At 62.8% G+C, this 11278-nt stretch carries 11 protein-coding genes; 7 read left to right on the top strand and 4 right to left on the bottom strand.

Features of this window, described 5'->3' with window-relative positions; all coding sequences use genetic code 11:
• Window positions 1–28: 28 nt before the first annotated feature.
• On the bottom strand, window positions 29–388 hold the full coding sequence (locus SDENCHOL_RS05310) for a sirohydrochlorin chelatase (protein WP_154716289.1): 360 nt from the start codon (window positions 386–388) through the stop codon (window positions 29–31).
• A gap of 379 nt (window positions 389–767) precedes the next feature.
• Here SDENCHOL_RS05310 and SDENCHOL_RS05305 point away from each other — a divergent pair, with 379 nt between their 5' ends.
• Window positions 768–2171, top strand: a complete 1404-nt coding sequence (locus tag SDENCHOL_RS05305; RefSeq protein WP_154717363.1) for an aspartate ammonia-lyase — start codon at window positions 768–770, stop codon at window positions 2169–2171.
• A 75-nt stretch (window positions 2172–2246) separates the two neighbouring features.
• Here SDENCHOL_RS05305 and SDENCHOL_RS05300 read toward each other — a convergent pair whose 3' ends face one another.
• A complete protein-coding gene (locus SDENCHOL_RS05300; protein ID WP_154716288.1) occupies window positions 2247–2684 on the bottom strand; it encodes a DUF6691 family protein in 438 nt (145 codons plus the stop codon).
• Between the two features lie 3 nt (window positions 2685–2687).
• Window positions 2688–3149 carry a YeeE/YedE family protein gene (locus SDENCHOL_RS05295; protein ID WP_154716287.1) on the bottom strand — a complete coding sequence of 154 codons (462 nt, stop codon included), beginning with the start codon at window positions 3147–3149 and terminating at the stop codon, window positions 2688–2690.
• A gap of 539 nt (window positions 3150–3688) precedes the next feature.
• Here SDENCHOL_RS05295 and ahpC point away from each other — a divergent pair.
• The 6 genes from ahpC (at window position 3689) to SDENCHOL_RS05260 (ending at window position 9219) form a co-directional block, all read left to right on the top strand.
• Window positions 3689–4258, top strand: a complete 570-nt coding sequence (gene ahpC / locus SDENCHOL_RS05290; RefSeq protein ID WP_154716286.1) for an alkyl hydroperoxide reductase subunit C — start codon at window positions 3689–3691, stop codon at window positions 4256–4258.
• A 171-nt stretch (window positions 4259–4429) separates the two neighbouring features.
• Window positions 4430–6025 carry an alkyl hydroperoxide reductase subunit F gene (ahpF, locus tag SDENCHOL_RS05285; protein WP_154716285.1) on the top strand — a complete coding sequence of 532 codons (1596 nt, stop codon included), beginning with the start codon at window positions 4430–4432 and terminating at the stop codon, window positions 6023–6025.
• Between the two features lie 202 nt (window positions 6026–6227).
• Entirely contained in the window at window positions 6228–7691 is a 1464-nt protein-coding gene (locus SDENCHOL_RS05280) for a catalase (RefSeq protein WP_154716284.1), read from the top strand.
• 385 nt (window positions 7692–8076) lie between these two features.
• Complete coding sequence (locus SDENCHOL_RS05275; RefSeq protein WP_154716283.1) at window positions 8077–8460, top strand: type II toxin-antitoxin system RelE/ParE family toxin; 384 nt, start codon at window positions 8077–8079, stop codon at window positions 8458–8460.
• On the top strand, window positions 8444–8746 hold the full coding sequence (locus SDENCHOL_RS05270) for a helix-turn-helix domain-containing protein (RefSeq protein ID WP_154716282.1): 303 nt from the start codon (window positions 8444–8446) through the stop codon (window positions 8744–8746). Before SDENCHOL_RS05275 ends, SDENCHOL_RS05270 begins: the two co-directional genes overlap by 17 nt.
• A 158-nt stretch (window positions 8747–8904) precedes the next feature.
• On the top strand, window positions 8905–9219 hold the full coding sequence (locus SDENCHOL_RS05260) for a helix-turn-helix domain-containing protein (RefSeq protein WP_154716281.1): 315 nt from the start codon (window positions 8905–8907) through the stop codon (window positions 9217–9219).
• A gap of 4 nt (window positions 9220–9223) precedes the next feature.
• Here the strand turns inward: SDENCHOL_RS05260 and SDENCHOL_RS05255 are convergent, their stop codons facing one another.
• The gene (locus SDENCHOL_RS05255; RefSeq protein ID WP_154716280.1) at window positions 9224–11221 is read right to left on the bottom strand and encodes a DUF6701 domain-containing protein; all 1998 of its coding nucleotides are present in this window, start codon (window positions 11219–11221) and stop codon (window positions 9224–9226) included.
• Window positions 11222–11278 lie beyond the last annotated feature (57 nt).

Below are 11278 nucleotides of genomic sequence, written 5' to 3'. Positions count from 1 at the left end.
ACGGCCGGAACGCGCGCGGATTTTTCCTTCAGGCCTCCAGGGCATATTGCGCGATGGCGTCGATCACGCTGGCGGCCTCGCCGATCGGCGCTGCGACCCGCAACTGCAACTGCGCATGGCGGACGCGCGCCGCATCGAGCAGTAACGGCAGCTCGCGCTGGGTATGCCCCGTGCTGGCCATGAAAATCGGCACGACGACGATCTCATTGCAGCCCTCGGCCACCAGCCGGTCGATGGCCTCGGCCAGCAAAGGCTCGATGAATTCGAGAAAGGCGCATTCGACGCGCGCCGCCACCCGCCGCGCGCGCATCGCGTCGCGGATGGCCAGAATCGGCCCGGCCCACTCGGGATTGCGCGCGCCGTGAGCAAACAGCAGGATGGCTTTCATGCAGAGTTCCCCGTCATCTGCCGCAGATTTGCGACACGATAGGCACAGCATCGCGCAAGCTGATGCGTCGGCAGAAAAAGTCAGACGATTCTACCCGAGGCTTTTCCCGTCCCGGCCAGTGACGAATGCTGCTACCATCCCCGTTCCCGAACAGGAACGCAGCGTCCATGCAGCAGATGATGGCGCTGCAACAGCAGGAAACCAAAGCAGGTATGGCAGCCCGCAGCCATGGTTGACCGACCTGTCCGACCATTCCGGCACCCTTCCCCTTTCTGCCTCTCCCCTCGTGGCCTCGATCTGCGCCGCGGGATTTCACTCAACCCGGCATTGAATGCCGCATCCGCCGCTCGCAACCATCGCGACATCATTACAGGAGCACCTGATGAGCACTATCCGCATCGAACACGACCTGCTGGGAGAACGCCCGGTTCCTGCCGCAGCCTATTGGGGCATCCACACCCTGCGGGCGCTGGAAAACTTCAATATCACCGGCAAGACCATCGGCGAATATCCCGAGCTGATCCGCGCCCTCGCCATGGTCAAGCAGGCTGCGGCCCAGGCCAACCGCGATCTGGGCGAGCTCGACGGCGAACGGGCAGACGCGATTACCGCGGCCTGCCGGGAAATTGCCGGCGGCGCGCTGCATGATCAATTCGTCGTCGATGTCATCCAGGGCGGGGCCGGCACTTCGACCAACATGAATGCCAACGAAGTGATCTGCAACCGCGCCCTCGAACTCATGGGCAGCCAGCGCGGCGACTACGCCACCTTGCATCCGCTCAATCACGTCAACATGTCGCAAAGTACCAACGACGTCTATCCGACCGCCCTGCGCCTGGCCGCCTGCTTCGCCGTGCGCGATCTGCTCGCCGCCATGGCCGAGTTGCGCCAGGCCTTTGCCGCCAAGGCGCACGAATTCCGCGATGTCCTCAAGCTGGGCCGCACCCAGTTGCAGGATGCCGTGCCGATGACCCTGGGCCAGGAGTTCACCACCTATGCCGTGATGATCGGCGAGGATGAACTGCGCCTGGGGGAAGCCATCGACCTGGTGCATGAAGTGAACCTCGGCGCCACCGCCATCGGCACCGGCATCAACACCGATGCCCGCTATGCCCGCCTGGCCGTGCACCACCTCGTCGAAATCAGCGGCGTACCGCTGATCCAGGCGGAAAACCTGATCGAAGCCACCCAGGACATGGGCGCCTTCATCCAGCTTTCCGGCGTGCTCAAGCGCGTGGCCTGCAAGCTGTCGAAAGCCTGCAGCGACCTGCGCCTGCTCTCCAGCGGCCCGCAGGCGGGCCTGAACGAAATCAACCTGCCGGCCCGCGCCGCCGGCTCCAGCATCATGCCGGGCAAGGTCAACCCGATCATTCCGGAAGTGGTGAACCAGATCGCCTTCGAGGTGATCGGCAACGACATGACCATCACCATGGCCGCCGAAGCCGGCCAATTGCAGCTGAACGCCTTCGAGCCGATCATTGCCCACAGCCTGTTCAAGAGCATGACGCACCTTGCCGCCGGTTGCCGCACCCTGGCGCGTAACTGCGTCGCCGGCATCACCGCCAACCGCGAGCTGCTGGCCGAACGGGTACGCGGCTCGGCCGGTCTGGCCACCGCCCTGAATCCCTACATCGGCTATGAAAACGCCACCCGAGTCGCCAGGGAAGCCCTCGGCACCGGCCGCGCCGTGCCCGAACTGGTGCTGGAAATGAAGCTGATGGAACCGGCCGCCCTCGACGAAGCCCTGCGCATCGAAACGCTGACCGCGCCGCGCGTCAGGTAAAGCGGGGGAATGCGGTAACTACGGGTAACTGCAGGTAACTGCGCCGACGCTCGCCGCGGCAAACGGCAACGCGCGTTATTCCACGTCGCCGCGGCGATCGGCCCACAGCCCGTGCAGCAGCGCGCCGACGAGGATGCTCGCCAGCGCGGCCAGCAGATCGAAGCGGCCGATCGCCAGTCCGGCGCCGAAGCCGGCCAGGGCCGGACCGGGGCAGACGCCGCACAGCCCCCAGCCCAGACCGAACAGCACGCCGCCGAGGATGCTCTGCCGGTCGAGCCTGAATGGGCGCGGCTGGAATGCCGCACCCAGCAGGGAACGCGCACGCAGGCGCGGCAGCAGTTGAAACACCAGCAGATTCACGCCCACCGCCCCGCCCAGCACCAGCAGCAAGCCCAGATCACGGAAGTTGAGAAAATCCAGCACGGCCTCCGGCCGGATCATGGTCGACCAGGCCAGGCCAAAGCCGAACAACAGGCCGGCCGCCAGGGTAAAGACGAAATCCAGCGCTTTCATGGCTCACGCTCCCAGGGCGGATACGCCCAGCGCGGTGAGGATGGCCGTGCCGAGAAAAGTGCAGACCATCAGGATCGAGCTGCCGGAAAGCGAAGCCATGCCGCAGATGCCATGCCCCGAGGTACAGCCGCCCCCCAGGCGCGCGCCGAAGCCGATCAGCAACCCGCCGGCGATGAACTTCCACGCCGGCACCTGGGTGGCTTCCTGCGGCAGCCCGAGCAGCGCGTACAGCAGACCGCCCAGCAGCATCCCCAGCGCATACACGCTGCGCCAGTCGCGGCTGTCGCGCAGGACGGCCTGGCGAAAGAACGACGTCCGCAGAAAATACGACCAGACCGAACTGAAAAAAGTCGACGCCCCGCCCTGCCGCCCGGTCGTGGCATACAGCAGCGCCACGCCGGCCCCCATCAGCAGGCCGCCGACCAGATAAACGGAATAGCCATTGGGGAAGAACTGTTCGGGCATATGCAAGGCTCAAAGGTCGATCTGATTAGAAAGAATAGTCAGCAATGTACGTCCCACAGGGACTATCTTTTGTTATCCCACGGGGACTATCTTTTGTTATCCCACGGGGACTTGCTTTGGCCGTCATCCCCGCGAAAGCGGGGATCCATGAACATACTGGATTCCCGCACCCCAAGGGCACTTCCTACGGGGCGCTTTCGCGGGAATGACGAGAACCGGTTTGTAGTTCTGCTGACGTTCATTGCCAATCAGGAAGGTCGATGATCAGCCGGCGGCCAGCGACTGACCGGTGATCAATGAAAAGGTGGAAGGCCGCAAATTCTCGCATATCGACGAACCCGCCACGCAATGGGCCACGCAATGGCATCCATGCGCCCATGCGCACCGTCTGTACTGTCCGCCGGCATCCATTTCGCCAACTAATAGCCAACAGCTATCAACCACATTCCAACAATCAATTAGACCTAATCTCCGTACTTTCTTAATATGCCTTCCAGCAACACCCCAACACATCTTCCAACCCTCCACAGGAGAACACGATGAACGCCAGTCTGATCAACACCGAAATCCTTCCCTTCAACGCCACTGCCTACCACAACGGCAAGTTCGTGGACGTCAGCGAGGCCACGCTGAAGGGCAAGTGGTCGGTGGTCTTTTTCTACCCGGCCGACTTCACCTTCGTCTGCCCGACCGAGCTGGGCGACCTGGCCGACAACTACGCCAAATTCCAGAAGCTGGACGTCGAGATCTACGCCGTGTCGACCGACACCCATTTCACCCACAAGGCCTGGCACGACACTTCGGAAACCATCGGCAAGCTGCAGTTTCCGATGATCGGCGACCCGACCGGCGCCGTCACCCGCAACTTCGGCGTGATGATCGAAAGCAAGGGCCTGGCCGAGCGCGGCACCTTCGTCATGGACCCGGACGGCAAGATCCAGATCATCGAAGTCAACGCCGGCGGCGTCGGCCGCAATGCCGCCGAACTGCTGCGCAAGATCAAGGCCGCCCAGTACGTGCGCAACCATCCGGGCGAAGTCTGCCCGGCCAAGTGGGAAGAAGGCGAGAAGACCCTGGCGCCTTCGCTCGACCTGGTCGGCAAGATCTAAAGCGCGTCCCGTCTCCCTGCATCCACTGCCCCTGCGCCTGCGGGGGCAGTGCGGGAGGGGAGCACGCGACGCCGCCAGCGACGGAAATACACCCGGCACCCGGAAACGACAGCCCCAAGATCAAAACATCACATCACAACATCACCACACGACGGAATCACGGAGAACCGCATGCTCGACGCCAACCTCAAGAACCAGTTGCAAGCCTATCTGGGCAAGCTGGTCCACCCCATCGAACTGATCGCCAGTCTCGACGACAGCCCGAAGGCGCTTGAGCTGCGCGAGCTGCTGCTGGATATCGCCAGCCTCTCGCCCAAGGTCAGCCTGCGCGAAGATGGCAGCGCCAGCCGCCGCCCCTCGTTTTCCGTCGCCCGTCAGGGCCAGGCGCCGCGCATCCATTTCGCCGCCATTCCGCTCGGCCATGAATTCACCACCCTGGTGCTGGCCTTGCTGCAGGTCGGCGGCCATCCACCCAGGATCGATGCCGATCTCATCGTGCAGATACGCCAACTGCCCGGCGGCATGCGCTTTGAAACCTTCATCTCGCTGTCCTGCCACAACTGCCCGGACGTGGTGCAGGCGCTCAACCTGATCGCCGTGCTGAACCCCGGTTTTGAAAGCACCATGGTCGATGGCGCCCTGTTCCAGGACGAAGTCGAACGCCGTCAGGTAATGGCCGTGCCGATGGTCTTCTGCGACAGCCAGGATGAAGCCTTCTGCCAGGGCCGCACCAGCCTCGAAGAAATTCTCGCCAAGCTCGACGTCGGCGCCGATGCCCGCGCGGCCGGCAAACTCGATGCCATGGCGCCCTTCGACGTGCTCGTCGTCGGCGGCGGCCCGGCCGGTGCCGCGGCAGCCATCTACGCCGCCCGCAAGGGCATCCGCACCGGCGTGGTGGCCGAGCGTTTCGGCGGCCAGGTGCTCGACACCCTGGCCATCGAAAACCTCATTTCGGTCACCCATACCGAAGGCCCCAAGCTGGCCGTGGCACTCGAACAGCACGTCAAGGAATATGAAGTCGACATCATGAATCTACAACGCGCCGAAAAGCTCGTGCCCGCCGGCGCCGACGGTCTGGCGCAGGTGCGCCTGGCCAATGGCGCGACGCTGAAAAGCCGTAGCGTGATCCTCGCCACCGGCGCGCGCTGGCGCGAGATGAACGTGCCCGGCGAGCAGGAATACCGCGGCCGCGGCGTGGCCTATTGCCCGCACTGCGACGGCCCGCTGTTCAAGGGCAAGCGCGTGGCGGTGATCGGCGGCGGCAACTCCGGCGTCGAGGCGGCCATCGACCTGGCCGGCGTGGTCAGCCACGTCACCCTGATCGAATTCGACGCTCAGTTGCGCGCCGACAGCGTACTGCAGAACAAGCTGAAGAGCCTGCCCAACGTGGACATCATCACCAGCGCGCTGACCAGCGAGGTCCAGGGCGACGGCAGCAAGGTCACCGGCCTGATCTACAAGGATCGCACCAGCGACGCCATGCACAAACTGGCGCTCGACGGCATCTTCGTGCAGATCGGCCTGCTGCCGAACACCGACTGGCTGAAAGGCAGCGTCGCGCTCAGCCCGCGCGGCGAAATCGAAGTCGATGCGCGCGGGCAGACCTCGCTGCCCGGCATTTTTGCCGCCGGCGATGCGACCACCGTGCCTTACAAGCAGATCGTCATCGCCATGGGCGAAGGCGCGAAGGCCAGCCTCTCGGCCTTCGATCACCTGATCCGCAGCTCGGTGCCGGAAGCGCCTGCCGCAGAAAGACGGGTGGCATGAAGCACCCGTTCATGCGCCGGAACGGCACGCATCGCGCCATGCCGGCCCGGCACCCGGCAGCTTCCGCGCAACGCGGCAGAATATCGCACCGTACTATAGACTGTGCGGATTGTACGGACTGCAGCAGGCCGCGCCACGGCACCCCGAACCCAGCCCTCCCGCATCCCGATCCTTCATTTTTCCAACCCTGAGGAGCATTGCCATGACCGAGAAGAAACTCACCACCGCCGCCGGCTGTCCGGTCGTCGACAATCAGAACGTGACGACCGCCGGCCCACGCGGCCCGCAACTACTGCAGGATGTCTGGTTCCTGGAAAAACTCGCCCACTTCGACCGCGAAGTGATCCCCGAGCGGCGCATGCACGCCAAGGGCTCTGGCGCCTACGGCACATTCACCGTGACGCACGACATCACCAAATACACCCGCGCCAAGATCTTCAGCCAGGTGGGCAAGAAAACCGATCTGTTCGTGCGATTCTCGACCGTTGCCGGCGAGCGCGGCGCGGCCGACGCCGAGCGCGACATCCGCGGCTTCGCCATCAAGTTCTACACCGAGGAAGGCAACTGGGATCTGGCCGGCAACAACACGCCGGTATTCTTCCTGCGCGATCCGCTGAAGTTCCCCGACCTCAACCATGCCGTCAAGCGTGACCCGCGCACCAACCTGCGCAGCGCGAAAAACAACTGGGATTTCTGGACCCTGCTGCCCGAAGCCCTGCACCAGGTCACCGTGGTCATGTCCGATCGCGGCATCCCGGCCAGCTACCGCCACATGCACGGCTTCGGCTCGCACACCTTCAGCTTCATCAATGCGAAGAACGAACGCCACTGGGTGAAATTCCATTTCAGAACCCAGCAGGGCATCAAGAACATGACCGACGAAGAAGCGGCCGCCGCCGTCGGCCAGTGCCGCGAAACCCACCAGCGCGATCTGTACGAAGCCATCGAGCGCGGTGAATTCCCGAAGTGGACGCTCTACGTGCAGATCATGCCCGAGCAGGATGCCGCCAAGGTACCCTACCACCCCTTCGATCTGACCAAGGTCTGGCCGCACAAGGACTACCCGCTGATCGAAGTCGGCGTCATGGAACTGAACCGTAACCCGGCAAACTACTTTGCCGAAGTCGAACAGGTCGCCTTCAATCCCGCCAACGTGGTGCCCGGCATCGGCTTCTCGCCCGACAAGATGCTGCAGGGCCGGCTGTTCTCCTACGGCGATGCCCAACGCTACCGTCTGGGAGTGAATCACGGCCTGATCCCGGTGAACGCCGCGCGCTGCCCGGTGCACAGCTACCATCGCGACGGCGCCATGCGCGTCGACAGCAACTACGGCAGCACGCTGGGCTACGAGCCGAACGGCTACGGCGAATGGCAGGAACAGCCCGACTTCCGCGAGCCGCCGCTGGCACTCGACGGCGCGGCGGATCACTGGAACTTCCGCGAGGATGACGCCGACTACTACAGCCAGCCGCGCGCCCTGTTCCGCCTGATGACGCCGGCCCAGCAAAAGCAGCTGTTCGAAAACACCGCCCGCGCCCTGGGCGATGCGCCGCGCGAAATCAAGATCCGCCACATCGGCAACTGCTGGCAGGCCGATCCGGCCTACGGCAAGGGCGTGGCCGACGCCTGCGGCATCCCGACCAACGAGATTCCGCAAGCGAAGTAAATCGGTGGAACGGATGAAACAGAAGATGCCGTTCCGCTGAACCTGCCATCCAACCATCCAAACCGCCGGACGCTGGCTGCAGCGTCCGGCGGTTTTTTATTTCAGCATGATGCGGATACGGCGTCATTCCCGCGTAGGCGGGAATCCAGTACGTCCCTGGGCCCCCGCTTTCGCGGGGACGACGAATGTGTGGTTTTTAGGTGAAGCTTCGAGAGCGCGCCAGACGCCAAAAGCCTTGCGACCACCCGCCTCGACCTTACCGGGCATACGCGTCTTCGCGTCCCAGGCTTGTCGAAGAGCAGCGTTTCCCAGGAACTCTTTTCGTGGCGACATCATGGTGATATATTGGAAAACATGCCCGTTTCGGGTATGTTTTGAGATCGAAATGACGAATATTCTCAAGCGGAAGGACTTTGCACGATGGCAGGCCAGGGAAAATCTGCCCGATACCGCGTTGTGCAAAGCGATCAAGGAAATGGAAGACGGTCTGATCGACGCAGACTTGGGTGGCTTCCTCTACAAGAAGCGGGTAGCTCGCCCAGGTAGCGGCAAGAGCGGCGGCTATCGCACGCTACTGTCAGCCAGGATCGGCGATCGCTATGTATTCCTGCACGGTTTTCCCAAGAGCGACAAGGCGAACATCACCCAGGAAGAGAAAAAGGCGCTGCAATTTGCCGGCAGGGTGTTTCTGGAACTGTCCGGTGAAGCCTTATCGCAGGCATTGCAGTCAGGCGTTTTAACGGAGGTACATTGTGAGCAAGATCATTGAATCATTGCGCAGCGACCTGGCTGCGCTCCATGAAGCCGGAGCGGTCAGCAAGGTGACGATGCGCGAATTCGACGCGATTTGCCCGCCACCAGTGCGGAAATTCAGCGCTACCGACATCAAGCGCCTGCGCGAAGGCTTGAAGTTCAGCCAGCCGGTATTCGCGCTCCATCTGCATACGTCGGCATCGACCGTGCGCAAGTGGGAGCAAGGCGAGACCCGCCCCACCGGCCCGGCGCTCAAACTGCTCAACCTCATCGCTGACAAGGGCTTGCAGGCGATCACCTGATGCGCGAGATGGCTGCTCAAAATCTATTTGAGATAGTCTGGGCGGCGTGCGGGTGATCTATTTCACTCGCAACACAGAAGGTGAAGTTGTTTTACTCACGCTGTATGCGAAGTCGAAAACCGACAACATCACCGGCCCCAAGTTGAAGGAGATTCGCCGTGTCCTCGAAGAGTAAGCCGCTGACCAAATCCGAACTGGCAGCCTATGAAGCCAAACGCGATCTTGCAGCCGAGCTTTTGCAGTCGGTACGCGAAATGAAGGCGGGTCATGTTCGTGTCGTTACATCGCCGGTGATCGAGGCGCGCAAGAAAACGGGGCTGTCCCAGTCCCAGTTTGCAGCCCTCATTGGCGTGTCCGTTCGCACCTTGCAAGGCTGGGAGCAAGGCCGCAAGCAACCGAGCGGTACCGTCCGCACATTGCTGGCGATCGCAAGCACGAATCCGCAGGCTGTACTTGCCGTTGCCGGCAGGTAGCGCTTCAGAACTTCTCGCTGCGGTAGATGTAGGGCGTGCGCAGGGTGCCGAAGCTGACGGTCGCGCTCGGATCCTTGCTGAGGCTGCCCCAGCAGGAATAACTACCCAGATGATCGCTGAGCGCATTCAGCGTGCCGGCGCCGCTGGTGGTGGCGGAAATGCAATTGTTGTTGCTGCTGCCGAGCTTGAGGGCAATCGGGGCGCTGCCAGTCTTGTCATCCTGCGAACCGATCATCAGCGCGCCGACCCCGTTGGTCAACATGGTGCTGTCGTTCTTCGACAGCAGACCGGTCAGCGTACTGCCGACAAGGTTGCTGGCGATGGTGTTGCCGTTGTTCTCGATGGTCGTGCAGGAATCCGCCGTGTTCTGCACGAAGGCCGTGCCGTTCCAGTACAGGGCGCGCACCCGGATGGCGGCAGGCAGTCCCGCCGCGCCCAGGCCGTCGCTCAGTTCGAGCAAGCCATAGCGCAGCTTGGTCGGCGCAGAGGTGCAGGAGGTGGTTGCGACAACGGTGCTGCCATTGCATTTCTCGATCTTGCGGCTATCGGCATCGGTCACGGTGGTGGTCAGGGCAAAGTCGTCGTACAGGACTTCCGCCGCCGGCCGCAGGGTGGCTTTCGAGAGGTTCGCGTATCGGCCGCCGGTGGTACCGTCGACGGGCCATTCGGGCGTGGTCAGCGTCACCGGGACGGTACCGCTGGAACCATCCTTCGTATAGGTGCCCAGCAGCGTGCCCGAATTTTTCTCGGCGACACTGATGGTCGGCTTGCTGGGCGCACCGGCAGTCAGGCGCGTCATGTTGTTGCCGGCGCTGTTCTTGGCCTCGACGGTCAAGGTCAGGGCGCCGAAGGGCTGGCCCAGATAGGTGAAGGCGCCGCTGGCGCAGGCCGGCGTGAAGACATGGTTGACTTCGTAGTGGTCCGGTACGAAGCGCGGCGTGCTCGCGGCGGCCTGATTGGCGATGTTGCAGCCATACTTGCCACCGGACAGCGTGTTCGAGCTCGAACCGGCAATGCAGTTGTTATTGGCGATGTCGTTGGATTTGCCCGAAAAACTGTTGTCGACGATGCTCCCCGCCGGGATCGTCAGTTGACCGAAGTCGGTATATGCGAAGTTGCTGCCCGTCGCCACGCCATTCACGGCATCGCTGAGACTCCCGCTAAAGGAGGCGCCCGGAATCGCGCCGCCGGTCCAGTCCTTGAGCTTGCTGGCGTCGATGCTCGGCTTGACGTTGCTGCCCTTGTAGTTCGTCGTCGTCGCGCCGCTGGAATTGACGGCGGTCACCGTCATCGTATACGTGGCGCCCGCCACCTGGGTGGCGGCACTGGTGGGCGTCGAGGCGACGGTGAAGTTGGCCGGACGGATGGTAAAGCTGTCAACAGAACAATAGGTTCCTTCCGCGCAGTTAGCCCCGGCGCAAGCCTTTCCCCACATGCGCACTCTCACATTGGCAACGGCATTGGGCACCGTGAAAGTATATTGCTTCTTGCTTTGTTCGCCGCCAGTCCAGTTATAACGACCGCTGTTGCCACCCCCATAGGCGGCAACGCCTGAAGTTCCCGCCAAGCTGGCACCGGCGACCTGGTTGGCATCACCGATCGTGCCGCAGAAGTTAGCCGGTTTGCCCTCCACATCGACGAGATCGATCTTGGAGTCGCCCTGAGCCCAGTAACGCGTCGTGATTTGAAAAGGCCACAGACCGGTCGTGATATCGACATAGAGAACTTTGTTGCCGCTCTTTACGGCGCCTGCGATGACCTCCAGCGTAAAGGACTGGGCCGCAACCTTGGTGTAGATGTTCGAGCCCAGCGCGCCGCCTACCTCGACGGCCTCGGCAAACCCACCTGTGACATCCGCCGGACAGCCACTGAGCACGAACGGCACGGCCAGTATCGCCAGCATGAGGGACAGGCGATCGGAGAAGATGCCGGTACGTGTCGACTGTGCCGGCTGCGCCGGATACTCAGCTTCCGTTTTCTGGATTTGCGTAGCGCGCATCATGCTTGGCGGCCTCCTCTTGCAAGCAGCGACATACGACGGCTGCCACTCGTCTTTATC

It is taken from the genome of Sterolibacterium denitrificans (assembly GCF_900174485.1).
In the GTDB taxonomy this organism is placed as follows: Bacteria; Pseudomonadota; Gammaproteobacteria; order Burkholderiales; family Rhodocyclaceae; genus Sterolibacterium; species Sterolibacterium denitrificans.
This window is presented reverse-complemented; position numbering and strand designations above follow the sequence as displayed.